This is a genomic window from Pigmentiphaga sp. YJ18 (genome assembly GCF_038066655.1).
GTDB lineage: Bacteria > Pseudomonadota > Gammaproteobacteria > Burkholderiales > Burkholderiaceae_B > Pigmentiphaga.
The window spans coordinates 252222-276079 of sequence record NZ_JBBUKU010000005.1 but is presented as its reverse complement, the minus strand read 5'-3'; the positions used below and the strand labels follow the sequence as shown (position 1 = coordinate 276079).

At 67.5% G+C, this 23858-nt stretch carries 26 protein-coding genes; 17 read left to right on the top strand and 9 right to left on the bottom strand.

What is annotated here, in order from left to right:
- The first annotated feature begins 186 nt into the window (after positions 1-186).
- Genes WKR98_RS26240 through WKR98_RS26210 form a run of 7 tightly spaced genes read left to right on the top strand, consistent with a single transcriptional unit; the run spans position 187 to position 7015 of the window.
- Positions 187-1164 (top strand): sulfate ABC transporter substrate-binding protein, encoded by a 978-nt coding sequence (locus tag WKR98_RS26240; protein ID WP_341435142.1) that lies wholly within the window; start codon positions 187-189, stop codon positions 1162-1164.
- A gap of 23 nt (positions 1165-1187) precedes the next feature.
- Entirely contained in the window at positions 1188-2051 is an 864-nt protein-coding gene (cysT, locus tag WKR98_RS26235) for a sulfate ABC transporter permease subunit CysT (protein WP_341435141.1), read from the top strand.
- A complete protein-coding gene (cysW, locus tag WKR98_RS26230; protein ID WP_341435085.1) occupies positions 2048-2947 on the top strand; it encodes a sulfate ABC transporter permease subunit CysW in 900 nt (299 codons plus the stop codon). The genes cysT and cysW overlap by 4 nt, the downstream gene beginning before the upstream one ends.
- Before the next feature lie 22 nt (positions 2948-2969).
- Positions 2970-4028, top strand: coding sequence for a sulfate/molybdate ABC transporter ATP-binding protein (locus WKR98_RS26225; protein WP_341435084.1), 1059 nt, complete (start codon positions 2970-2972; stop codon positions 4026-4028).
- Between the two features lie 3 nt (positions 4029-4031).
- Positions 4032-4778, top strand: coding sequence for a phosphoadenylyl-sulfate reductase (locus WKR98_RS26220; protein ID WP_445936166.1), 747 nt, complete (start codon positions 4032-4034; stop codon positions 4776-4778).
- Between the two features lie 3 nt (positions 4779-4781).
- Positions 4782-5696 (top strand): sulfate adenylyltransferase subunit CysD, encoded by a 915-nt coding sequence (cysD, locus tag WKR98_RS26215; protein WP_124688678.1) that lies wholly within the window; start codon positions 4782-4784, stop codon positions 5694-5696.
- Positions 5696-7015 carry a sulfate adenylyltransferase subunit 1 gene (locus WKR98_RS26210; protein WP_341435082.1) on the top strand — a complete coding sequence of 440 codons (1320 nt, stop codon included), beginning with the start codon at positions 5696-5698 and terminating at the stop codon, positions 7013-7015. The genes cysD and WKR98_RS26210 overlap by 1 nt, the downstream gene beginning before the upstream one ends.
- Before the next feature lie 7 nt (positions 7016-7022).
- Here WKR98_RS26210 and WKR98_RS26205 read toward each other — a convergent pair whose 3' ends face one another.
- From WKR98_RS26205 to WKR98_RS26185, 5 genes are all read right to left on the bottom strand, one after another.
- The gene (locus WKR98_RS26205; protein ID WP_341435140.1) at positions 7023-7367 is read right to left on the bottom strand and encodes a YbaN family protein; all 345 of its coding nucleotides are present in this window, start codon (positions 7365-7367) and stop codon (positions 7023-7025) included.
- 38 nt (positions 7368-7405) lie between these two features.
- On the bottom strand, positions 7406-9553 hold the full coding sequence (locus WKR98_RS26200) for an ATP-dependent helicase (RefSeq protein WP_341435081.1): 2148 nt from the start codon (positions 9551-9553) through the stop codon (positions 7406-7408).
- Between the two features lie 31 nt (positions 9554-9584).
- Positions 9585-10331, bottom strand: a complete 747-nt coding sequence (locus tag WKR98_RS26195; protein WP_161567749.1) for an SDR family NAD(P)-dependent oxidoreductase — start codon at positions 10329-10331, stop codon at positions 9585-9587.
- Positions 10332-10359: 28 nt separating this feature from the next.
- Complete coding sequence (locus WKR98_RS26190) at positions 10360-11424, bottom strand: porin (RefSeq protein ID WP_341435080.1); 1065 nt, start codon at positions 11422-11424, stop codon at positions 10360-10362.
- Between the two features lie 92 nt (positions 11425-11516).
- On the bottom strand, positions 11517-12506 hold the full coding sequence (locus tag WKR98_RS26185; RefSeq protein ID WP_124688684.1) for a Bug family tripartite tricarboxylate transporter substrate binding protein: 990 nt from the start codon (positions 12504-12506) through the stop codon (positions 11517-11519).
- A gap of 201 nt (positions 12507-12707) precedes the next feature.
- On the opposite strand from WKR98_RS26185, the gene WKR98_RS26180 reads away from it, so the two are divergent.
- Positions 12708-13427, top strand: coding sequence for a GntR family transcriptional regulator (locus WKR98_RS26180; RefSeq protein WP_124688685.1), 720 nt, complete (start codon positions 12708-12710; stop codon positions 13425-13427).
- Between the two features lie 3 nt (positions 13428-13430).
- Here the strand turns inward: WKR98_RS26180 and WKR98_RS26175 are convergent, their stop codons facing one another.
- The gene (locus tag WKR98_RS26175) at positions 13431-14297 is read right to left on the bottom strand and encodes an alpha/beta hydrolase (protein WP_341435079.1); all 867 of its coding nucleotides are present in this window, start codon (positions 14295-14297) and stop codon (positions 13431-13433) included.
- A 119-nt stretch (positions 14298-14416) separates the two neighbouring features.
- On the opposite strand from WKR98_RS26175, the gene WKR98_RS26170 reads away from it, so the two are divergent.
- Positions 14417-15553 (top strand): PA0069 family radical SAM protein, encoded by a 1137-nt coding sequence (locus tag WKR98_RS26170; protein WP_341435078.1) that lies wholly within the window; start codon positions 14417-14419, stop codon positions 15551-15553.
- A gap of 10 nt (positions 15554-15563) precedes the next feature.
- On the opposite strand, the gene WKR98_RS26165 is transcribed toward WKR98_RS26170, so the two are convergent.
- On the bottom strand, positions 15564-16010 hold the full coding sequence (locus WKR98_RS26165; RefSeq protein WP_238160333.1) for a TM2 domain-containing protein: 447 nt from the start codon (positions 16008-16010) through the stop codon (positions 15564-15566).
- Between the two features lie 125 nt (positions 16011-16135).
- Here WKR98_RS26165 and rpsP point away from each other — a divergent pair, with 125 nt between their 5' ends.
- From rpsP to WKR98_RS26125, 8 genes are all read left to right on the top strand, one after another.
- Positions 16136-16396 carry a 30S ribosomal protein S16 gene (rpsP, locus tag WKR98_RS26160; RefSeq protein ID WP_087840999.1) on the top strand — a complete coding sequence of 87 codons (261 nt, stop codon included), beginning with the start codon at positions 16136-16138 and terminating at the stop codon, positions 16394-16396.
- 4 nt (positions 16397-16400) lie between these two features.
- A complete protein-coding gene (rimM, locus tag WKR98_RS26155; protein WP_341435077.1) occupies positions 16401-17012 on the top strand; it encodes a ribosome maturation factor RimM in 612 nt (203 codons plus the stop codon).
- 48 nt (positions 17013-17060) lie between these two features.
- Positions 17061-17834: a tRNA (guanosine(37)-N1)-methyltransferase TrmD gene (gene trmD / locus WKR98_RS26150; RefSeq protein ID WP_124692276.1), complete on the top strand. Its 774-nt coding sequence runs from the start codon at positions 17061-17063 to the stop codon at positions 17832-17834.
- A 122-nt stretch (positions 17835-17956) separates the two neighbouring features.
- On the top strand, positions 17957-18340 hold the full coding sequence (rplS, locus tag WKR98_RS26145) for a 50S ribosomal protein L19 (RefSeq protein WP_124688696.1): 384 nt from the start codon (positions 17957-17959) through the stop codon (positions 18338-18340).
- 147 nt (positions 18341-18487) lie between these two features.
- The gene (locus WKR98_RS26140) at positions 18488-19270 is read left to right on the top strand and encodes a CoA pyrophosphatase (protein WP_341435076.1); all 783 of its coding nucleotides are present in this window, start codon (positions 18488-18490) and stop codon (positions 19268-19270) included.
- A gap of 68 nt (positions 19271-19338) precedes the next feature.
- Positions 19339-20334 carry a CobD/CbiB family protein gene (locus WKR98_RS26135; protein ID WP_124688698.1) on the top strand — a complete coding sequence of 332 codons (996 nt, stop codon included), beginning with the start codon at positions 19339-19341 and terminating at the stop codon, positions 20332-20334.
- A gap of 107 nt (positions 20335-20441) precedes the next feature.
- The gene (locus WKR98_RS26130) at positions 20442-20693 is read left to right on the top strand and encodes a hypothetical protein (protein WP_124688699.1); all 252 of its coding nucleotides are present in this window, start codon (positions 20442-20444) and stop codon (positions 20691-20693) included.
- A gap of 113 nt (positions 20694-20806) precedes the next feature.
- The gene (locus WKR98_RS26125; protein WP_124688700.1) at positions 20807-21181 is read left to right on the top strand and encodes a DUF3597 domain-containing protein; all 375 of its coding nucleotides are present in this window, start codon (positions 20807-20809) and stop codon (positions 21179-21181) included.
- A gap of 54 nt (positions 21182-21235) precedes the next feature.
- Here the strand turns inward: WKR98_RS26125 and WKR98_RS26120 are convergent, their stop codons facing one another.
- Both WKR98_RS26120 and WKR98_RS26115 read right to left on the bottom strand, forming a co-directional pair.
- Positions 21236-22219 carry a Bug family tripartite tricarboxylate transporter substrate binding protein gene (locus WKR98_RS26120; RefSeq protein ID WP_341435075.1) on the bottom strand — a complete coding sequence of 328 codons (984 nt, stop codon included), beginning with the start codon at positions 22217-22219 and terminating at the stop codon, positions 21236-21238.
- Positions 22220-22242: 23 nt separating this feature from the next.
- On the bottom strand, positions 22243-23787 hold the full coding sequence (locus tag WKR98_RS26115) for a bifunctional 3-(3-hydroxy-phenyl)propionate/3-hydroxycinnamic acid hydroxylase (protein WP_341435074.1): 1545 nt from the start codon (positions 23785-23787) through the stop codon (positions 22243-22245).
- Between the last annotated feature and the right edge of the window lie 71 nt (positions 23788-23858).

Sequence of the window (23858 nt, the reverse complement as noted above, 5' to 3'; positions counted from 1 at the left end):
CATCCGGGCATAACGGCGCGTTTGTTCTGTGTCGCTACGGGTTTATACCGCCGCGGAATAAGTAACCATCCAAGATGTCGTTCCCAAGCATGGGGCTTGTGAACGACCATGCATTCCTCGAAAGACGGAATGGAGCCTGGGATGGCCGGATTGCTGGGAAAGACGCTGGGTGTTGCCGTGCTGGCCATGGCGGCGGCCGTGTCGCCTGTTGCGGCACAGCAGAAGCAGACCCTGCTGAATGTCTCCTATGATCCGACGCGGGAGCTGTACAAGGATCTGGACAAGGCCTTCGCGGCCGAATACAGGAAAAAGGCCGGTGTCGACCTGACCATCCGCCAGTCCCACGGCGGCTCCGGCGCCCAGGCGCGCTCGGTCATCGATGGCCTGGACGCCGACGTGGTCACGCTGGCCCTGGCCTACGACATCGACGCCCTGCACGAGCGCGGCAACCTGCTGCCGGCCGACTGGCAGAAGCGGCTGCCGCAGAACAGCTCGCCGTATACCTCGACCATCGTGTTCCTGGTGCGCAAGGGCAATCCCAAGGGCATCAAGGACTGGGGCGACCTGATCAAACCGGGCGTCTCGGTCATCACGCCCAATCCCAAGACATCGGGCGGTGCCCGCTGGAACTATCTGGCGGCCTGGGCCTATGCGCTGAAGCAGCCGGGCGGCAGCGAAGCCAAGGCGCGCGAGTTCATCGCCGAGCTGTTCAAGCACGTGCCGGTGCTGGACAGCGGCGCCCGCGGCGCGACCACGACCTTCGTCGAGCGCGGCCAGGGCGACGTGCTGCTGGCCTGGGAGAACGAGGCGCTGCTGTCGTTGAAGGAACTGGGTCCGGACAAGTTCGACATCGTCGCGCCCTCGCTGTCCATCCTGTGCGAGCCGCCCGTGGCCGTGGTCGACAGGAACGTCGACAAGAAGGGCACGCGCCAGGCCGCGCAGGCCTACCTGGAATACCTGTACACCAAGGACGCGCAGGAGATCATCGCCAGGAACTACTACCGTCCCCGCAATCCCGAGGTGGCCGCCAAATACGCGTCGGCCTTTCCCAAGGTGAACCTGATCACGATCGATGACGTTTTCGGCGGCTGGAAGAAGGCCCAGAAGACCCACTTCGCGGATGGCGGCACGTTCGACCAGCTCTACCAGCCGGGCAAGCGTTGAAGGCCTCCGTTTCCACCCTCGGCATCCTGCACCCGCTCCCGGCCAGGCCCAGGCGGGCGCAGCGCTTCGGTGTGCTGCCCGGGTTCGGGCTGAGCATGGGCTTCACCGTGTTCTACCTGAGCCTGATCGTGCTGATCCCGCTGTCCACCTTGTTCTTCAAGAGCGCGACCCTGGACTGGCAGACGTTCTGGTCGGCGGTGACCGCCCCCCGCGTGCTGGCCTCGTACCGACTGACCTTCGGCGCCGCGCTGCTGGCGGCGCTGGTCAACCTGGTGGCGGGGCTGGCCGTGGCCTGGACATTGGTGCGCTACGAGTTCCCGGGCAAGAAGGTCGTCGACGCGCTGGTGGACCTGCCGTTCGCGCTGCCGACCGCGGTGGCGGGCATCGCCCTGACCGCGTTGTACGCCTCGAACGGATGGATGGGCCGCTGGCTGGAACCGCTGGGCGTCAAGGTGGCCTATGCGCCGCTGGGCGTGGTCGTGGCCCTGATCTTCATCGGCCTGCCGTTCGTGGTCCGGACAGTGCAGCCGGTGCTGGAGGATGCCGAGCGCGAGCTGGAGGAAGCCGCGGCCAGCCTGGGCGCCAGCCGGTTGCAGACCTTCCTGAAAGTCCTGCTGCCCACGATCCTGCCCGCCTTGCTGACCGGCTTCGCGCTGGCCTTCGCGCGCGCCGTCGGCGAATACGGGTCGGTGGTGTTCATCGCCGGCAACATGCCCATGGTGTCCGAGATCACGCCGCTGCTCATCATCACCAAGCTCGAACAGTACGACTATGCCGGCGCGGCTTCGATCGCGCTGGTCATGTTGCTGCTGTCCTTCGTGTTGCTGCTGTTCATCAACCTGTTGCAATGGTGGCAGGCGCGGCGAGGCCTGGGAAAGAACGTATGAGTGCCGCCAACCTGCCCGTCCACCTCGATGAGCCCGCCTGGGTGCGGCGCCTGCTGCTCGCGGCGTCGCTGGGCTTTCTCGCGCTGTTCCTGCTGCTGCCGCTGGCCGTGGTGTTTTCCGAGGCGTTGAAGAAAGGCTGGGAGCTGTATGCCGAGGCCCTGATCGAGCCCGACGCGCTGGCCGCGATCCGGCTGACGCTGCTGGTCGCGGCCATCGCCGTGCCGCTGAACCTGGCGCTGGGCGTGGCGGCGGCGTGGGCCATCACCAAGTTCCAGTTCCGCGGCAAGCAGGCGCTGGTCACGCTGATCGACCTGCCGTTCTCGGTCTCGCCGGTGGTCGCGGGGTTGATCTACGTGCTGCTGTTCGGCTCGCACGGCTGGCTGGGGCCGCTGCTCAACGCCAATGAACTGAAGGTCGTCTATGCCGTCCCGGGCGTGGTGCTGGCCACGCTGTTCGTGACTTTTCCCTTCGTCGCCCGCGAACTGATTCCGCTGATGCAGGCCCAGGGCAGCGAGGAAGAACAAGCGGCGCTTACCCTGGGCGCCTCCGGCTGGCAGATGTTCCGCCGCGTGACGCTGCCCAACATCAAATGGGGTCTCTTGTACGGCGTGATTCTCTGCAATGCCCGGGCCATGGGAGAATTCGGCGCGGTATCGGTGGTATCGGGCCATATCCGCGGCCTGACCAACACCATTCCGTTGCACGTGGAAATCCTCTACAACGAATATGCATATCAAGCCTCGTTCGCGGTTGCCTCGGTGCTCGCGCTGCTGGCCTTGGTCACGCTGGTTCTCAAGAGCGTGGTCGAGTGGCGCGGCGGCCGGCAGCTCAAGGACCTGGCGCTCCCCTCCGAATTTCCAGGCGCCGCGCCGCTGCAACTGAAGGCGGCCGGCTGACCGTCCCGGAAAGGTAAAAGACATGAGTATCGAAGTTCGTCATCTCTCCAAGCATTTCGGAAACTTCCATGCCCTCAAGGATGTGTCCCTGCACATCGAATCGGGCGAACTGGTCGCGCTGCTCGGGCCGTCGGGCTGCGGCAAGACGACCTTGCTGCGCATCATCGCCGGGCTCGAGACGCCCGACGAAGGCAGCGTCTATTTCTCGGGCGAGGACGCCACCGACGTGCACGTGCGCGAACGCCAGGTCGGTTTCGTGTTCCAGCACTACGCGCTTTTCCGCCACATGACCGTGTTCGAGAACGTGGCCTTCGGCCTGCGCGTCAAGCCGCGCGGCCAGCGGCCTTCCGAGACGCAGATCAAGGACAAGGTCCACCAGTTGCTGAACCTGGTCCAGCTCGACTGGCTGGCCGACCGCTACCCCTCGCAGCTGTCGGGCGGGCAGCGCCAGCGCATCGCGCTGGCGCGGGCGCTGGCCGTGGAGCCGCGGGTGCTGCTGCTGGATGAGCCGTTCGGCGCGCTGGACGCCAAGGTGCGCAAGGAGCTGCGCCGCTGGCTGCGGCGCCTGCACGACGAACTGCACGTGGCCAGCGTGTTCGTGACCCATGACCAGGAAGAGGCGCTGGAAGTGGCCGACCGGGTGGTCCTGATGAACTCCGGCCGCATCGAGCAGGTGGGTACGCCCACCGAGGTCTGGGAGCGGCCCGCCACGCCCTTCGTCTACGGCTTCCTGGGCGACGTCAACCAGTTCCACGGCCAGGCCCATGCCGGCGTGCTGCACGCCGACGGGCTGACCATCCCCACGCCCGACCTGGCCGACGCCCAGCACGCCAAGGCCACCGCCTACATCCGGCCGCACGAGTTCGACGTGCAGCGCTACAGCGACGGCGACATCGGCCTGGTCACCACCTTCAACCGCGCGTATCTGTCGGGCCCCAGCGCCTACCTGGAACTCACTCGCCAGGGATCGGACCAGCCGGTCGAGGTGGAGCTGCCCGCCGAGGTCTTCCGCCAACTTGACCTGAAGGGCGGCGAGGCGCTGGTCGTCAAGCCGCGCAACGCGCAAGTCTTCCTTACCTGAGCCATGGCCGCCGTGACCGCTTCTTCCTTCCCCTCGCAACGCTGGTCCGAACTGATCGACCGGCTGGACGGCATCGCCCGCGCGCATGCCGACGTGGCGCTGGCCTCGTCGCTGGCCGCCGAGGACATGGTCCTGACCCACGCCATCCTGGATGGCGGGCTGCCCATCGAGATCTTCACGCTGGACACCGGCCGGCTCAACGCCGAGACCGTGGCGATGATCGATCGCATCGCCGGGCGCTACGGCCGCGCCATCGGCATCGTGCGGCCCGATCCGGCCGCCGTCGAGGAATACGTGTCCGCCCACGGCCTGAACGCGTTCTACGAAAGCGTGGAACTGCGCAAGGCCTGTTGCGAGATCCGCAAGGTCGAGCCGCTGCGGCGCGTGCTGGCGGGGCGGGGCGCGTGGATCACCGGGCAGCGCCGCGAACAGGCCGTGACCCGCGGCGAATTGCCGCTGGACGAACCCGATCCCGTGTTCGGGCTGCACAAGTACAACCCGCTCGCGCTGTGGACCCAGGAAGAAGTCTGGGCCGCCATCCGCGCGCTGGACATTCCCTACAACCCGCTGCACGACCGGGGCTATCCCTCGATCGGCTGCGAACCCTGTACCCGCGCCATCCGGCCCGGCGAGGACCTGCGCGCGGGCCGCTGGTGGTGGGAATCGTCCGACTCCAAGGAGTGCGGACTGCACGCCGGCAACCTGTCGGCCATCCCGGTCTCCGTCGTCACAACCAAGCAACCAGGCTGAATCATGCCCGCTATCCTGAACACCACGCGCAGCCATCTCGACTGGCTGGAATCCGAAGCCATCTTCATCATGCGCGAAGTCGCGGCCGAATGCGCCCGGCCCGTGCTGCTGTTTTCCGGCGGCAAGGATTCCTGCGTGCTGCTCAGGCTGGCGGAAAAGGCCTTCCGGCCCGGCAAGTTCCCGTTCCCGCTGATGCATATCGACACGGGACACAACTTCGACGAGGTCATCGCCTTCCGCGATGCCCGCGCCGCCGAGCTGGGCGAGCAACTGATCGTGCGCAGCGTCGAGGACTCCATCGCGCGCGGCTCGGTCGTGCTGCGCAAGGAGACCGATTCACGCAACGCCGCGCAGGCGGTCACGCTGCTGGAGTCGATCGAGGAATTCGGTTTCGACGCCTGCATAGGCGGCGCCCGCCGGGACGAGGAAAAGGCGCGCGCCAAGGAGCGCATCTTCTCGTTCCGCGACGAGTTCGGCCAATGGAACCCGAAGGCCCAGCGCCCCGAGGTCTGGAACCTGTACAACACGCGGGTCCACGCCGGCGAGAACATGCGCGTGTTCCCGATCTCGAACTGGACCGAGCTGGACGTGTGGCAATACATCGCGCGCGAGAACCTCGCGCTGCCGTCGATCTACTACGCGCACCAGCGCGACGTGGTCCGGCGCAAGGGCCTCCTGGTGCCGGTGACGCCGCTCACCCCGCCGCAGGACGGCGAATCGGTCGAGAACCTGACGGTGCGCTTCCGTACCGTGGGCGACATCTCGTGCACCTGCCCGGTGGCCTCCGAGGCGGCGGACCCGCTGGCCATCATCGCCGAGACGGCGGTGACGGACATCACCGAGCGCGGTGCCACCCGGATGGACGACCAGACCTCGGAAGCCTCGATGGAGCGCCGCAAGAAGGAAGGATATTTCTGATGAACGCCATGACCGATTCCGCATTCTTCTCCGCCGCCGACAAGGGCGTGCTGCGCCTGATCACCGCCGGTTCGGTGGACGACGGTAAATCGACCCTGATCGGCCGGCTGCTGTACGACAGCAAGGGCATTTTCGCCGACCAGCTCGACGCGATCTCGCGCGCCAAGTACAAGCGCACGGTGGGCGACACCATCGACCTGTCGCTGCTGACCGACGGGCTCGAGGCCGAGCGCGAGCAGGGCATCACGATCGACGTGGCGTACCGCTATTTCTCGACGCCGGTGCGCAAGTTCATCATCGCCGATGCCCCCGGGCACGAGCAGTACACGCGCAACATGGTGACCGGCGCGTCCACGGCCGACGTCGCGATCATCCTGATCGACGCGACCCGGGCGGCGGACGGCAAGCTGCTGACGCAGACCAAGCGCCACAGCACGCTGGCGCACCTGCTGGGCATCCGCCACATCGTGGTGGCGGTCAACAAGATGGATCTGGTCGATTGGGACCGCGAGGTGTTCGAACGCATCCGCGGCGCCTATGCGGCGCTGGCCGCGAGGCTGGGCATCGCCGGCTTCCACGTCCTGCCGCTGTCGGCGCTGACGGGTGACAACGTCGTCGGCAAGTCCCAGCGCACGCCCTGGTACCAGGGGCCGGCCCTGCTCGAGCTGCTCGAGGCGCTGGAAGCGCGCGCGGATGATTCGGACAAGGCCCTGCGCTTTCCGGTGCAACTGGTCGCGCGCCATGGCGGCGACCGGGCCGACGATTTCCGGGGCTACATGGGGCAGTTGGCCAGCGGTTCGCTGGCCGTGGGCGATCGGGTGCTGGTCCAGCCCTCGGGCGTGGCGGCGACGGTGAAGTCGCTGGTCGTCCATGGCGGAGAGGTAGAGGGCGCCATCGCCGGCGACTCCGTTACCGTCGTGCTGGACGAGGACGTGGACGTGTCGCGCGGCGACGTGCTGGTGCACGCGTCGGCGCCGGCCTTTGTCGCACGGCAGTTCCAGGCCGAGATCTGCTGGCTGGATACGCAGGCCCTGAATCCCGCACGCAAGTACCTGCTCAAGCACGGCACCCGCCTGACCTCGGCCAGGATCAAGTCGGTGCTGGCGCGGCGCGACATCCACGAACTCGGGGAAGTCCCGGCCGCCGACACGCCGTTCGCGATGAACGACATCGGCCGTGTGGAAATCGCCACCCGCGACGCGCTGGCGCTGGACGCCTACGACGACATTGCGGCCACGGGCGCCTTCATCCTGATCGACGAAGCCACGCACCAGACGGCCGCGGCCGGATTGATCCGGCTTTCTCCTGCCCAGGCCTGACGCGCGGCTAGCGGGGTTCCGGCCGCCGCCATAGCCACACGGCCACCGCCAGCATGATGGCGGTGGACAGCCCGGCCGTCCAGCGTGGCACGGGGGCGATGAAAAGGATGGCGGCGCACAGGACCATGGTGGCGGTGGCGCTCCATTTGGCGCGGCGGCTGACGGAGCGGTCGGTGCGCCAGTTGCGGATCATGGCGCCGAAGAGCGGGTGGCGTTCCAGCCAGGCCAGCAGGCGGGGCGACCCCCGGGCGGCGAACCAGGCCGCCATCAGGATGAAGACCGTGGTCGGCAGGCCGGGCACGAAGATGCCGACGATGCCCAGCGCCAGGCATGCCAGCGCCGCCAGCAGCATCAGGCCGCGGATGACGATGCCGGGATCGGAAGAGGGTTTCACTGCCGGCCCGGGCCGCCGTCGGCGGGCAGCCACTTGGCGAAGAGCCGGCGCGGCATGGCCGGCGAGATCCACCATTTGCGCTGCACGTTGTCCCACTGCGCGCCCAACTGCTTGGCCGCGTCCTTTTCGCCGTAGGGCACGTCCAGGTAGACGCGGGGTGGCGTGGCCGGCGCGACGGCGGCGGCCGGCCGGGCGCGCGCGGCCGCACGCGCCGCGGGCAGGTCCAGCGCACGGATGAAATGGCTGTCGTGGCCTTGCGGCGTATACAGGAACAGCTTCTCGCTGGTCCGCGTCATGGCGACGTAGAACAGCCGGCGTTCCTCGGCCGGATCGGCATGCGCCTGCGGAAATTCGCCGTCGGCGACGAAGGGCATGTGCACGAAGCGCCATTCCTTGCCCTTGGCCGCGCGCGCGGTGGTCACGGCGAGCGGTTGCCGGTTCTTTTTCAGCGCGCCGCTGCGGCGCTGGGCCTGGTGCAGGTGGTCCAGCAGGCCGGCGGCGTCCAGGCCCGTAGCACGGGCATAGGCGATGAAACCATCGATGGAGCGGGTAACGGCCTGGGCGTCCAGCCGGTGCACGAACAGGCGCCGCGTGACGTCGGCCAGTTGCAGCTCGGTCGCGGCATGGGCCAGCAACTCGCCTGCCGAGAGCGAGAGCGCCTGGGCGATGAGGTGGTCGCAGACCTCGGCGAAGCGGGCGCGCCAGCGGCGGGTGGCGGGATCCACCGTTTCCTGCGCGTCCGTGGCGCGGCTGAGCCGGCCGCTGTAGAAATAGCGGATGGTCTCGGGGTCGGTGGCGATGGTGCGTTCGGCGTCCGCCCACTCGCTTTCCGTATAGTCCAGTCCCGCGAACAGGCCCAGCGCCCGCAGGATGGCCTTGACGTCGCCGCGCTCGCGCACCGGCGCCATCGACAGCCGGGCGATGTGCAGGATGCCGCGCAGCATCAGGATCTCGATGCGGTCGAGATAGCTCTGGCAGCCGTCCATGGCATAGGGCAGGCCGCGCGCGATCAGCGCGTTCTCCAGGGCGATGCTCTGGTGCGCGTCGCGCAGCACGACGGCGCAGTCGGCCAGGCTGCGCGCGGCGCCCGACTCGACCAGGCCTGCCAGCGCATCGACCACCTGGCGGCAGCAGTCGTCTTCCGGTCCCGTGCCGTAGCGCACGACCTCGACCTCGGTATCTTCCTCCCGCCCGGATTGGAAGACCTGGGCCGTCAGGGCCTGGGCGCACGCGCCCAGCGTCGCGCCGCAGCGGAACGAGTTGGTCAGCGGCAGGCGCCGGGTGCCGGGGAAAAGATGCTCGAAGGCCTCGCCCATGTAGCGGGGATCGGCGCCGTTCCACGAGTGGACGACCTGCTCCTTGTCGCCGGCCGCGATGATGCGGGTACGCGGGCCGGTCAGCTTGCGCAGCAGGCTGATCTGGGCCGCGTTGGCGTCGTGCCATTCGTCCGCCACGACCAGCGCGGGGCAGGGCAGGGGCACGATCTCGCCCAGTTCATCGGCAATGGCCAGCACGTCGGTGACGAGATCGTGCTCGCTCTGGAACGCGAAGTACCCGGCATCGATCCGGCGCAGCCGTTCGTAGGTGCGGCAGATGGACAGCAGTCCGCGCGGCAGGTCGAACTCGTCGGCCAGTTCCGCGTCGGAGACGTCCTCGAAGCGGGCGAACGCCAGCGTGCCCTTGAGCCGGGACAACTGGTTGATCACGATCTCGGCGTGCAGGTTGTTCAGGTCGTAGCCGTATTCCCGATCCGCCTGCGGGTCGGCCGCGGCTTCCTCGATGGCTTCGAACACGCAGGGCCGCATGGCTTCGGCGTCGGGCAGGTAGTCCTGGGTGCCGTCGATCAGGCCTTGCGCCTGCCAGTCGGCCAGCAGCCCGCGCGCGAACTCCGCATAGGTGGCGACCCGGATCGAGCGCGACGCGCCGGCCTGAGCCAGGCGCTGCAGGAAGACCTGCCGGGCGGCCTCGGTGAAAACCAGCGCGAGGATGCCATCGGCCGGCATGCCCTGGCGCTCGCGATAGGCCACGCACTGGGCCAGGGTCGTGGTCTTGCCCGAACCGGCCACGGCGTCGATCAGCAGGAATTGGCCGGCATGCGAGACGATCTGCCGCTGTTCCGGCGTCAGCAATAGAGGGGAACTCATGGCCGGAAGTGTAAACCGCCGGCCTTGGATGCTAGATGCCCAGGCCGCCCAGCGATTTGCCGCCGTCCACGAACAAGGTCTGGCCGGTAATGAACTTCGTGGCGGGCGAGGCGAAGAACTCGATGGCGACGGCGATGTCGTCCGGCGTCGCCGGCGCGCCGCCGGGCTCCAGCGCCACGGCTTTCGCGTACTGGTCGGGTGGCATGGTGCGCGTCATCGGGGTATCGGTGAAGCCGGGCGCGATCGAATTGACCGCGATGCGGCGCGCGCGTAGTTCCAGCGCCATGGCCCGGGTCAGGCCGATCACCCCGGCCTTGGAGGCGACATAGTCGGCGAAGCCGTAGCCGCCCAGCGCGCCCCGCGACGATACCGTCACGATGCGACCGCCGGGGAGCATGCGGCGGGCGCCTTCCTGCGCGGGCACGAACACGCCCAGCAGGTTGACGTCGACGGTGCGCCGGAAATCCTCGTCCGAGATTTCGTCGAACTGGCGCGGCGTGTAGACGCCCGCCGCGCAGACGACCACGTCGACGCGGCCTTCGCCATCCATGATGCCGGCCACGGTCTCGCGGTCGCGCACGTCGGCCACGTAGCCGCGCGCGTCCAGCCCGAGCGCCGACAATTCCCCCGCCGCCGCCCGGACCCGGTCCTCGCCCAGGTCCAGAAGGGCCACCCTGAATCCCGCCAGGGCCAGGCGCCGGGCCGCCGCGTAGCCGATGCCCGAGGCGCCGCCGGTGACGTAGGCGACCTCCTTGCCGATGGGGGGAACGTCGTGCATGGCTTGCTCCTTCATCGCGCCGTGGCGCTCAGAACTGATGGTTGATACCGACGCTGAACGCGCGGTTGCCCGCCGTCATGTTGCCGATGTCGTTGGCGTTCCACACCCGGTAGAAGCCCGTGGGCGAGGTGTTGGAGGCCTTGTTGTCGATATAGGCGTACGACGTGTACAGGCTGGTGCGCTTGGACAGCGAATAAACGTAGCCGATCGCGTATTGCTGCGCGTCGAAGTTGTCGGCCGACCGGTCGTTCTTGTTGATGTAGGAAAGGATCAGCCGCCCCTGGCCGATCGGTACCACCGCGCCCACCAGGATGTCCTGGGACTTGTAGTTGGGGGTGCCGGGCACGATGGCGCCGCGGTTGATGACGTAGTTCAGGTAGCCGATTACCGGGCCGAAGTCGTAGCGGATGCCCAGGAAGGTTTCCTTCGCGTCCTTGCCGGGGCCGTTCGCGTCCTTGGCATAGGCGTAGGCGATCTTGCCGCGCAAGGGGCCGCGCACATAGCCCAGCGCAGCGCCGTACTGGTCGTTCTGGCTGCCGTTCGTGGTCTCGCCCGGCGCGTACGAACCCTCCAGTTCCAGGCCGTGCAGCGACGGCGAGTTGTACTTCACCGCGTTGTCGAAGCGGTTGCTGCCGCCGCGCCCGCCGGCCGAGATCAGGTTCGCCGACGTGCCGGCCATGCCGGTCGAGAACGGGTCGAGTTCCGCCTGGGCCACGGCCAGCGTGGTGTATTGTCGGCCCAGCGTGAGGCGGCCATAGGGCGTGCCCAGCCCGACCAGCGCCTGCCGGCCGAACAGGGTGCCGCCCTGGCCTGACATGCCGGTGTCCATCAGGACGCCGGCCTCCAGCGCGAAGAAGGCGCTCAGGCCCGAGCCCAGGTTCTCCTGGCCGCGGAAACCCAGGCGCGAGCCGGACATCATGCCGCTGGTGAGCTTGTTGCGCGAGCCGTCGGCGGCGCCGCTTTCATGGACGAAGCCCATGTCGGCGATGCCGTACAGGGTGACGCCCGTGGTCTGGGCGTGGGCGGAGCCCGCGCCCGCCAGCAGGCAGGCGAACGCGTACCGCTTCATGGTGGTGTGACCGACCTTGAACATTGTTGTCTTCCAAAGGAGAAAGCGTGCCCGTGCGTGGGCAGGGGAGGGGCGCGGGCGACCAGCCCCCCGGCGTGGTCGCCCGCGTACGGCGCTCAGTTGGCCTGGATGCCGAATTCCTTGATGATGCGGGCGTAGCGGGTGTCCTCGGCGGCGATGCGCCGGGCCAGCGCGTCGGGCGTGCCGCCCGTGGGCGTCAGCCCCATCACCGCCGCGCGGGAAACGATGTCCGGCATCCGGATGATCTCGTTCACCGCCGCGTTCAGCTTCTGCACGACCTCGGCCGGCAAGCCGCGCGGCCCGAGCAGGGCCTGCCAGGCGCCGACCTCGACGTTCTTGTAGCCCAGCTCGGCGAAAGTGGGGACCTCGGGCGCGAAGGGCGAGCGCTGCGGGTCGGCCACGGCCAGCAGGTGCAGCTTGCCGTTGGCGACGTACGAGGTGATGGGGCCGAGGGTGGTGTACATCAGCGGGACCTGTCCGCCCACCAGGTCGACGATGGCCGGCGCGCTGCCGCGATACGGGATCTGGTTGATCCGGGTGCCGGCGGCCTTGTCGAACAGTTCGGCCAGGATGTGCATGGGCGATCCCGCGCCGGGGCTGGCATAGCTTTGCAGCGTGCCCGCCTTCACGCCCGCCACCACTTCCTTGACCGACTTCACGCCGGATTGCTGGGAGCTGGCCAGGAACAGCGACTGCGTACCGATCTCCGCGATGGGCGTGAAGTCCGCCTGGGCGTTGTAGTCGGCGCCGGTGCCGGGCTTGAGGACGTGCGGCACGATGGCCAGCGTGTTGGGCGCCAGCAGCAGCGTGTAGCCATCGGCGGCGGCTCGGGCCACGTAGGCGCTGCCGATCGAGCCGGCCGCGCCGCTGCGGTTCTCGACCACGACGGGTTGGCCCCATTTGGCGCTGAGCTTCTCGCCTATCCAGCGGGCCAGGACGTCGGTGTCGCCGCCCGCGGGATAGGCGACGATGATCTTGACGGGTTTGTCGGGATAGCCGGCCGCCGCGGCGGGAGCGGACAGCGCGGCGAGGGAAACCGCCGCGGCGAAGGCGGCGAGCGTGGTGCGTCTTGCGAGATCGGTCATGGCCATCCCTGTAAGCCCTAGGAGTAATTTATATGAACTACTTAAAATATAAGAAGTGTGGAAAATATAAATTATTTGTTGTTGTATGAATTTAGGGAAAAACCCTGGCCTTACGCGAACCACCCATGAAACAAGGTCATGGGCTAAAATTTATGAATAACGTATTTTGTATATATTCAACCGTCGTCGGAGCGGTACCTCATGCGATCAGCCGAAACGCCCGCCAAGGCCCGGACGCCCGCCCCCAAGGCACCTTCGGAGACCATGTCCGAACGGGCGTACCAGCACCTGCGCGCCGACGTGATCGCCGGCGCGCTGGCGCCCGGCCAGAAGCTCAGGCTGCAGGCCTTGCAGCAGCGCTACGAACTGGGCATCAGCCCCATACGCGAAGCCCTCATGCAGCTGTCCGGCGAAGGCCTGGTCAGCAACGATGGCCAGCGCGGCTTCAGCGTGTCGCCGTTGTCCAAGGAGGACATGCTCGACCTGATGCATGCGCGCACCTCGGTGGAGACGCTGCTGCTCCAGGACGCGATCGAACACGGCGACGACGACTGGGGCGCCAGCATCACGGCCGCCTACTACAAGCTGACGCGGGCGCGCCTGCCCCAGGATCCCAACGACCTGGTGGCGGTGGAGCTGTGGGAAGCGGCCCACCGGGGTTTCCACGCCGCGCTGCTGGCCGCCGCGCGGTCGAAGTGGCTGATGCGCATCGACGAGCAATTGATCGATCATTCCGAACGCTACCGCAGGATCCGGCTGGCCTATACGGCCTCGGCGCAACAACTCGAGGACGATGTGATGAGCGAACACGCGCAGTTGATGGAGGCCGCCCTGGCCCGCAACGCCGGCCTGGCCTGCGAGCTGCTGCGCACCCACTTGATGCGGACCGCACAGGTGCTGGGCGAGCGCTTCGCCGAATAGGCGCTAGCGGCAGGTCCGCGCCACCAGCGACTCCAACTGCCCGTACCAGGCGTGGGCCGGGTCGGCCAGCATCAGGTGGGTGTCGAAGTGATCCAGGTCCTGCCAGGCATGCAGGCCGGCCCCGGCGGGCTGGCGTTTCAACAGTTCGTGCATGCGCGTGTTGGCGCCGATCACGCGGGCGCTGTCCCGTTCCCCGTAGCTCGACATCATCGGCACGAGATTGCCGGCGGTCCAACTGATGGCGCTCATCAGCGCGTCCTCGCACGGCTGCTCCAGCAGGGTGGAGTACACCCGTTCTTCAAGGCTGCCGGGCTCGGGGCGGGGGTCGTGCAGGTCCATGACGCCGCTGATGGGCAGGCAGCCGCGGATGTCGCCGGGCGGCACGCCCGCCTGTTCCAGCGCCGGCTTGCGCAGGGCCGCCATCGCCGCGGTGCCGCCGCCGGCCGAGTGTCCCGATAGATAGAGATTCCGGCAATCGCCCCCCCACTTGCCCACGGTTCGCCGCAACTCGCCCAGCAGCAGGGCCGCATCGTCGTACGCGGCGGGCAGCCGGTGGCGGGGTGCCAGCCGGTAGGTAGGCGCGACGAACACCAGCCCCCGCCGGATCACGGCCTCGGCCATGAAGTGCACATATTCCTTGTAGCCGTTGGTCCAGCCGCCGCCGTGCCAGAACACCAGCACCGGCGCGTCGCGCATGCCAGCGGCGGCGAACACGTCGTAGCGGTGTTGGGGATCGGGCCCGTAGGCCTGGTCCCGGGCGCGCAGGGAACTGGCATCCAGGCCGCGAGCCCATTCCAGCACCGTGTCTTCATAGCGCTGCGCGGCGGGAAAAGGCAGGGGAGGTTGCGCGAGGAGTGGGGGGTGGTGCATGGCTCGTCTCATTAATTTCTAATTAATTATAGAAATTATATATTTTTAATAAAATATTTTTTGTTGTGTGACCAACAGTCGATTGTGTCGGGATACTGTATAGATATACAGTATCCCGGGTGGAAAACGATGATCTGCCGCCAGACGGCTACCCCCAGGCGCCCCCCGTGCCGCAGCGCGGGCGCGGGGCCGTGCTCAACGTCAGGCACCGGTTCGAGGGCGACCAGCGCGACGCGGTCGACGACGGCTGGGCCGCTCCGGAAGAAGCGCCGCCCCCGCTCAGGACCGAGGTCGCCATCGAACGCGCGCGCAAGATCCTGTCCCGCAACGATTCGCCCGACATCCCCTTCGACCGGGCCATCAATCCCTATCGCGGCTGCGAGCACGGCTGCGTCTACTGCTTCGCGCGACCCACGCACGCCTACCTGGGCTGGTCGCCCGGCCTGGATTTCGAGACCCGGCTGGTCGCCAAGGCCAATGCGGTCGAGGCACTCCGGGCCGAGCTGGGGCGTCCGGGCTACCGGGTGGACGTCATCAATATCGGCTCGGCCACCGACGCCTACCAGCCCATCGAACGCCAGTGGAAGCTGACGCGGGGGCTACTGGAACTGCTGCTGGAAACCCGGCACCCCGTCTCGCTGGTCACCAAGGGTGGGCTGGTCGCGCGCGATGTCGACCTGCTGGCGAAACTGGCGGAACTGAAGCTGGTCGCCGTCTATGTCTCGATACCCACGCTGGACGGACGCGTGGCGCGGACGCTCGAACCGCGCGCGGCCGCGCCGTGGCGGCGGCTGGATGCCATCCGGACGCTGGCCGGCGCCGGCGTGCCGGTCGGCGTTTCGCTCGCGCCGGTCATCCCTTTCATCACTGACGACCACATCGAACACGTGATGGAAGCGGCCAAGGAAGCCGGTGCGCGGGCTGCTTTCTACACCATGCTGCGCCTGCCCTGGGAGGTCAAGGACGTGTTTTCGGACTGGCTGGACGCGCATTTCCCCGACCGCAAGGCTAGAGTGCTGCACTGCCTGGAGGACTTGCGCGGCGGCAAGCTCAACGACGCGCGCTTCGGCAGCCGCATGCGCGGCCAGGGCATCTGGGCCGACCTGGTCGCGCAGCGCTTCGGGCGCGCCGCGCGCCGGCATGGGCTGGCGGACCGGCGCATCGAACTGGATACGGGGTTGTTCAGGCCGCCGCCCCGCGAGCCCCGGGGCAGGGAAGCACCCGCCGACACGCGCCAGATGCCGCTGTTCGGCTAGCGGCCCGCGATCAGGCCGGGATGCCTTCGAACAGGCTCTGGAACAGCAGGACGATGCCCAGCATCAGGATGGCGGTACCCACGGCCAGCGTGATGCCGGCCACCAGCACCGGCCCCCAGCCGGTGCGCGACTGCCGCGCCTGGCCCGGGTTGTACCTGGCATCGAACTTGGCATCGGAGGTCAGGCACAGGACGATGGCCTCGATGAAGCCCACGACGGCCGGGACGAGGAACAGGAAGAAGGCGGGATGGAAATACCACGTTTCGCTGCGCAGCGCGGTGCCTATCATGATCAGCGAGAACAGCAGGACGATCCAGCCGTGGCGGCGGCCCAGGTACCACCAGTGCGCGCCGGCCCAGCCCAGCACGGCGGCCAGCAGTCCCGCCACGGTTTTATGGCGGAATCCTCGGGTCGGCTGGGGGATAGGGGACGTATCGTCGGCGGAAGAGGTGGACATGTGGTGGGAATCCATCGTAGAAGAGCTTGATTTTGAAGGACTTTACCGCATCCTTGCTTGCTAGGCCTAGCAGGCCGGGCTATACTTTAGGGCTTTTCTCAGTCAACTTTTCCAAGGAATTACCTATGGTGGTGATTCGTATGTCCCGCGGCGGCTCGAAGAAGCGCCCCTTCTACAACCTCGTTGCTGCCGATTCGCGCAATCGCCGCGATGGCCGTTTCATCGAGCGCGTGGGTTTCTACAACCCCGTTGCTTCCGAGGGTGAAGAAGGCCTGCGCATCGCGCTCGACCGCGTCGAGCACTGGACCAAGAACGGCGCCCAGCTGTCGCCGGCCGTGGCCCGTCTCGTCAAGGAGTACGGCGCCAAGGTCGCGCCGGCTGCCTGATTTCGTGGTGTCCGCTGCGCCCACGGGGTCCGGTAGCGATCCCGCCCTTCCCGCCGACCTCGTCGAGGTCGGGCATGTGGCGGAGGCCTTTGGCGTGCGCGGCGGTCTCAAGATCCAGCCGTACTCGGCCCAGTCCGAAGCCTTGTTGGGCAGCCGCGCGTGGTGGTTGCGCAAGGGCACGGAAGTGCGCCGTATCGAAGTGGCCGACGCCAAGCGCCATGGCGCGGTGGTGACGGTCGCTTTTCCCGGCGTGTCCGACCGGGACCAGGCCCTGGCCTGGAAGGGTTGGACGGTGCTGGTGCCGCGCAGTCAGTTCCCCCGGCTCGCCGAAGGCGAGTTCTATTGGGTGGACCTGATCGGCTGTACATTGACGGGCAAGAATGACTCGGACCAGGAAGTCGTCCTGGGCACGGTGTCGGAAGTCAGCGATAACGGGGTGCATGCGATTTTGCACGTGGCCTGTGTCGAACCCGTGGCTCCCGGCCAGCCGACGCAGCCGCTGCTCGATGCGCGCGGCAGGCAGCGCGAGACCCTGGTGCCTTTCGTCGACGCGTATATCCGCGGCGTCGATCTGGACGCCCGGCGCATAGACAGCGATTGGCCCGAGGGTTTCTGACCCGTCGGGCGTGAACAAAGGGCTTGGGCCCGGGCCATGGACGAGATGTTGCGGTTCGACGTGATCACGCTGTTCGGCCCGATGTTCGAGGCCATCAGCCAGCAGGGCGTGACCGGCCGGGCGCATGCGCAGGGCCGGTGGCGGTTGCAGGCCTGGAATCCGCGCGACTTCACGGTGGACGTGCATCGGACGGTGGACGACAGGCCCTATGGCGGCGGACCCGGCATGGTGATGCGGGTCGAGCCTCTGGAGAAAGCCGTGTGCGCGGCGCGCGACCAGCGCGCGCAGGCCGGTTTGCCCGAGGCGCCGGTGGTGTTGCTGTCGCCGCAGGGGCGGCGTTTCGACCAGGCCCAGGCTCACGCGCTGGCCGGCGGAACGGGCGCCATCCTGGTGTGCGGTCGCTATGAAGGCATCGACCAGCGGTTCATCGACCGCTGGGTGACGCAGGAAGTGTCGCTGGGCGACTTCGTGCTGTCCGGCGGGGAAATCGCGGCGATGGCGATGATGGACGCCGCGGTCAGGCTGTTGCCCGGTGTCCTGAACGACGACGAATCCGCCGTGCAGGATTCGTTCAACGAGCGGTTGTCCGGCCTTTTGGACTGTCCGCACTATACTCGGCCGGAAGTCTATGACGGCCAGCCGGTGCCCGACGTGCTGTTGTCGGGGCATCATGCCAACATCGAGCGTTGGCGGCGCCGGCAGTCGCTGGAAGCGACGAGCGGCAAGCGCCCCGATCTGATCGAGGCGGCACGCGAGCGCGGCTGGTTGAGCCGCGACGATGAGAAGTTTCTGTCCGACCTGCAAAGGGAAGACAAGCGCTGACCGCCTCGGCGGCCGGCGTTGCAGCAAGCCTGCCGGGCATGAGTCCGGTGGGAGTTCCCATCCTCTGGTAGCGGTGCCATCAAAAGCAGAATCGCTACGTATGATGGTCATTGGAGATAGAAATGGACCTGATCCAAGTCCTCGAGCAAGAAGAGCTGGCCCGCTTGACGGCCAACAAGACCATTCCGGAATTCGCCCCCGGCGACACCGTGGTGGTCAACGTCAACGTGGTTGAAGGCACCCGCAAGCGCGTCCAGGCCTACGAAGGCGTGGTCATCGCCAAGCGCAATCGTGGCCTGAACTCGTCGTTCATCGTCCGCAAGATTTCGTCGGGTGAAGGCGTGGAGCGTACGTTCCAATTGTACGCGCCGACCATCGCGTCGATCGAAGTCAAGCGCCGCGGCGACGTGCGCCGTGCGAAGCTGTACTACCTGCGTTTCCGTTCGGGCAAGTCGGCCCGGATCAAGGAAAAGCTGGTTCGCAATACGCCGGCTGCCAAGGCTTGATCCTCGCGGTACTGCAAGACGAAGCGCCCCTTGTGGGGCGCTTTTTTTTGCCGACGCGTGGCGGCATTTTTCGCTGGAGCGGCCTGCGGGAGTATGCTCTAGCCATGCCGACAACGACGGCGTTTTTCGCCGGGATTTCCGTTTCACATGTCATCAGCCATTCCGACCGATCAACCTAGCGACGCTCCGGCAGACGAGATCGACGATACGCCGGAGGAAATTCAGCCCGACTCCCTCGCTCCGCCCGTCCCGCGGCCGTCGCAGCGCCCGACCTTCGATCCCGTCGCCCAGCCGTGGGTCGCCAATCCGGGCGGATTGGTGGCGGTGCCCGACACACGCCTGACGCCGATGGCGCTGCGCGACCGTTTCGCCGCGCCGCCCGCATGGACGCCGGATGCGCAGGACATCAATCCGGCGCGTGCGGCGGACCGTTCCCTGCGGCTGGCGTCGGTGCTGGTGCCGATGATGCTCCGGCCCGATGGCATCCAGATCATGCTGACGCAGCGCACCGCGCATCTGCACGACCACGCCGGTCAGGTCAGTTTTCCGGGCGGGCGGGTGGAGCCCAGCGATTCGTCGGTGACGGATGCCGCGCTGCGCGAGACCGAAGAGGAAACCGGCCTGCCGCGCGGGCTGGTGGAAGTCATCGGGCAGTTGCCGGACTATTTCACCGGCACGGGCTTTCGTGTCGTGCCGCTGGTGGGGCTGGTGCGCCCGGATTTCGCGCCGCGTCCGGATCCCTTCGAGGTGGCCGAGGTGTTCGAGGTGCCGCTACGCTTCCTGATGGATCCGTCCAACCATCGGCTGCACAGCGCCGCGTTGCCTGCCGGCGGCCTGCGTTCCTATTATTCGATGCCATGGAAGCAGTTCTTCATCTGGGGCGCGACGGCGGGCATGCTGCGCAATCTCTACCAGTTCCTGCGCGCGTGATCTCCGTGTCCTCCTCGCGCATGCGAGGGATGATGCAAAATCATGGCTATGCAATCTAGAATGCGCTCATGAGCTTCTTCGCACTCCTTCTTGCCTTTCTTGCCGAACAAGTCCGGCCCCTGCCGCGTTCCAACGCCGTCCATGAAGCCGCCCGCGCCGCGTGCCGGTGGGCCGGCCATGCGCTGGATGCGGGTAGCCGTGGCTATGCCCTGCTGGGCTGGCTGCTGGTGGTGGGGGTGCCCACGGTGGCGATATGGCTGATCGGATCGCTGGCGTGGTCGGTGCACCCTGTCTTCTCGCTGGTCTTCCACGTCGTCGTGCTGTGGTTCACGCTGGGGTTCCGGCAGTTCAGCCATCATTTCACCGAGATCCAGTTCGCGCTGGCCCGTGGCGACGTCACGCTGGCGCGCAGCCACCTGCAGGAGTGGCTGCGGGCATCCGGCGACACCGTGTCCGCCGAGACCATGACCGTGCCGGAGATCTGCCGGACCGCGATCGAGGAAGGCGTGGTCGCCTCGCATCGGAACGTCTACGGGGTGTTGTTCTGGTATGCGCTGCTGCCCGGTCCGTCCGGCGCCGTGCTGTACAAGCTGGCGGGCATCGCGCGGCAGGAGTGGAACGATCGCCCCGATGCCTTCGGCGACGTGGCGCGCCGGGCGTTCTACCTGCTGGACTGGATTCCTGCCCGGATGACGGCGGTCGGCTTCGCCATCGTCGGCAATTTCGAGGATGCCCTGTACGGGTGGCGCCAGCGGGCCTCCGGCTGGGACGATCCCCAGCGCGGCGTGGTGGTCGAAAGCGCGGCGGGCGCGCTGGGCGTGCGCCTGGCGCCGGTATCGGGCAAGTGGCAGCCGCCGGCCGAGGCCGTCGATCCCGACCTGGTGGGACCGGTCCAGCCGGCTTCCGCCGCCAGCGAATTCACCGCCGCCACCGAGGCGCCCGACGAGCCGGTCCGGCTGCCCGATCCGGCCACGCTGCATGCGGCGGTGGGGCTGCTGTGGCGGGCGGTGGTGCTCTGGATGGCGCTGCTGTTGCTGCTGTCGCTGGTGTCCTGGGCGTCTTGACGCCTGACTACGACGGCGGGCATGCCGCCATGCTGCACTGCATGAGGCCAGACGCGGTTTCCGGCGCTATAGTGGCCCGGTTCGAACTGACCGGAGCGGGGCCAGCCATGTTCTCTTTCCAATATTGCCCGAATCGCACTTCCCGTGTGCTGGAAGTGGAGATAGACCCGCTGCAGCGTGGCCCGGGCACGTGGGATGTCAACTGCAAGATCTACGAACAGAGCGAAGGCAGGCGGTTGCTGCTCGGACCGACCCTGGCGCTGCGCGACATTCCGGCCGAGTCCGAGCAGGAATGCCTGGACGAAGCCGAGATCCGCATCGCCGACGAAATCGAGAACGACCGCTGGTTCAAGCTGTAGCGACCGACGTTTCTCAGTTATTGCATCCCGTTACATCCCAGGGCTCGGCACCCTGCGACGGTCTATACAATCGTCCGCAGGCATGTGCCGTTCACGACGATTAGGGGGAAGATGTGAGCATTTTCAAAGCCATACTCGACAAGATTTTCCCATCCAGCCATCCCGCGGTGGCCCAGGAAGCGCCTCCCGCCGCTCCGGCGCCTGGTGGCGCGGCTGCTCCGGCCATGCCGGCCGTGGATGTGGAAACCATCCTGAACGCCCTGGCGGCCAAGAGCCCCGAGAAGCTGAACTGGAAGACTTCCATCGTCGACCTGATGAAGTTGCTGGGACTGGACAGCAGCCTGGCGGCCCGCAAGCAGCTCGCGACCGAACTGCACTACAGCGGCGATACCAACGATTCGGCCTCGATGAACATCTGGCTGCACAAGCAGGTGATGCAGAAGCTGGCGGACAACGGCGGCAAGGTTCCCGACGACCTCAGGAAGTGATCGACGGCAGGGCGCTCCACCGAGCGCCCTTTTTGTTTCAGGTCCTGTTTTATCTCATTCTGGCAGGATGTCGATTTCCCTGGTGATCCGCGCCCATCGCGCATGTTCGCGCTTGAGGAAATCGCCGGTCTGGGCCGGGCTGTAGCCCGGCGCGGCGATGGGACCGATGGTGGCGATGCGCCCGGCCACTTCCTCGTCGGACAGCAGCGCATTGATGTCGCGGTTGACCCGCTCGACCGCCGCCGTGGGCGTGCCGGCGGGCGCGACGATGGCGAACCAGCCCACCATGTCGAAATCGGGCAGCAGCTCGGACACCGCCGGTACCTGCGGCCAGTCCGCCAGGCGCTTGTCCGAAGTCACGGCAAGCAGCCGCAGCCGTCCTTGCTTGGCGAGCTGCGCGGTCGAGGCCACGTCGGCCACGATGGCATCCACGTGGCCGCCCATCAGGTTCTGCGCCGAAACACCTACCGACACGTAGGGCACCAGGTTGGCCTGGGCGCCGGAGCGGGCGTTGAACAGGCGGGCGATCATGCCGCCGAAGGTGCGCGGCCCCTCGTTGCCCAGCGTGAACGTGCCCGGCGCGGCCTTGGACTTGGCGACCAGCTCTTCGACGGTGCGGATGGGCGAGTCGGCCTTGACCAGGATGCCGAACGGGCTGCGGGCGACGAAGGCCACGGGCACGAAGTCCTTGGCGGGGTCATAAGGCAGTTGCTTGAACAGGAAGGCGTTGGTGACCAGCGCCGCGGTCGTCGCGAAATAGAAGTTGTAGCCGTCGGCGGGTGACCGCGCGGCCGCCTGCGCGCCCACCGTGTTCTGGCCGCCCGGCTTGTTCTCGATCACGACCGCCTGGCCCCAGCGCGGATACAGCCGCTCGGACAGCAGCCGGGCGATGTTGTCCGGGCCGGATCCGGGAGGCTGCGACAGCAGCAGCCGCACCGGTTTATCCGGCCAGGCCTGGGCCAGCGCCGAGCGCAGGGGGGAAAGCGCCGGGACGGCGGCCAGGGCGGCCAGAGTCTGGATGGCGTGTCTTCTGTTCATCGTTGTCTCCTCGCTTGGTGGGGTCAATGCAGCGCGTTGCGTAGTTCGTCCAGCAAGGCGTCCAGTTCGCGCGCATCGGACGCGACGCCATAGACATAGCGGTCGGGGCGTACCACCGCCGCCGTGCAGCGGTGGCGTTCGAACCACGCCGCGCACACGCCTTCGGTTTCGGCCAGTTCGCCCATATCCAGCGTGGCCATGCTCCATCCGGATGGAAGGGCGGGCACGGCTCCCGCGTGGCGGGCGTCCAGCACCAGCCACCAGCCGTCTCCCGCCGCCTGGTCCAGGCGGACCGCGGTGCCGGCCTGCATGATCCAGGGTTGGGGGAACAGCGTGCCGCGCGCGGGCGTGCCGGCGCGTGCCAGCAGGCCTTGCTCCAGCGGCGGAATGACCTCCTGGCGCGGCATGTCGCGCACCGTGCCGCCGCATTCGTCCAGCAGGTGGGCGTCGCGGGCGCGGGCCCGGGCCTCGTCGCGTTCGCAGATCACCGCGCCTATGGCCTTGATGCGGCCGGTCAGGCTGCGCACGTGCTGCTTGCGCTCGATGCCGTAGCTGTCCAGCAGCGCGTTGGCCTGGGCCTCCGTTACCGCCTGCCGCAGCACGGCGGCCAGCTTCCAGTTCAGATTGGCGACGTCGCGTATGCCCTGGCACATGCCCTGGCCCAGGAAGGGCGGCTGCTGGTGGGCGGCATCGCCGGCGACGAACACGCGGCCGCGGCGCCAGTCGCGCGCAACCAGTGCATGGAAGCGGTAGCTGGCCTGGCGCCAGAGCTCGCCGTCGTCCGGGGTCAGCCAGCGCGACAGCAGCTTCCACGTTTCCTCGGGCTGGGTGATGGTACGGGGATCCTCTCCGGTTTTGAGGGAGATCTCCCAGCGGCGGTGATTGCCCGGGCCGATGACCAGCGTGCAGGGCCGGTCAGGTTCGCAGTACTGCACGCTGGTGCGCGGCAGCTTGGCCAGGCCGCGTTCGTTGGCCAGGACGTCCACCACCAGCCAGGGTTCGTCGAATTCCAGGTCTTCCAGTTCGATGCCCGCCAGTTCGCGCACCGTGCTGGAAGCGCCATCGCAGCCGATGACGTATTTCGCCCGCAGGCTGGCGCGGCGGCCGTCCGCGTGGGCCAGGTCCAGCCGGGCGCCCGCGGCGTCCTGCTCCAGGCCGACCAGCGTCGTGTCCAGCTCGACGCGTACGTTCGGCAATTGCCGGACGTGGTCGCGCAGGATGCGTTCCACCGGCGGCTGGGTGAAGACGTTCGAGGGCGTATAGCCCAGGGGGTAGGGCGGCTCCACCATCGTGAGCCGCTTGATCAACTGGCCGTCCACGCCGAAGTATTCCGACGGCGTGAAGGGCTCCACGTACCGGGAAATGCGATCGACCAGCCCCAGTTGCTGGAAGACCCGCATGATCTCGTGATCGACCGCGATCGCGCGCGGCTTGTCGTAGACGTCGTGCTGCCGGTCGCAGACGTAGACCTTGAAGCCCTGGTTGCCCAGCAGCCCGGCGGCTACCGCCCCGGAAGGACCGAAGCCGACGATGGCGACGTCGTAAAGAGGATGCGCGAAGGCGTTCATGCCCGGCCTCCGGGCGCGGGGTGTTTCTTCAGGGCGAGACGGGCCGTGCCCGCCAGCCGGACGTGGGGGTG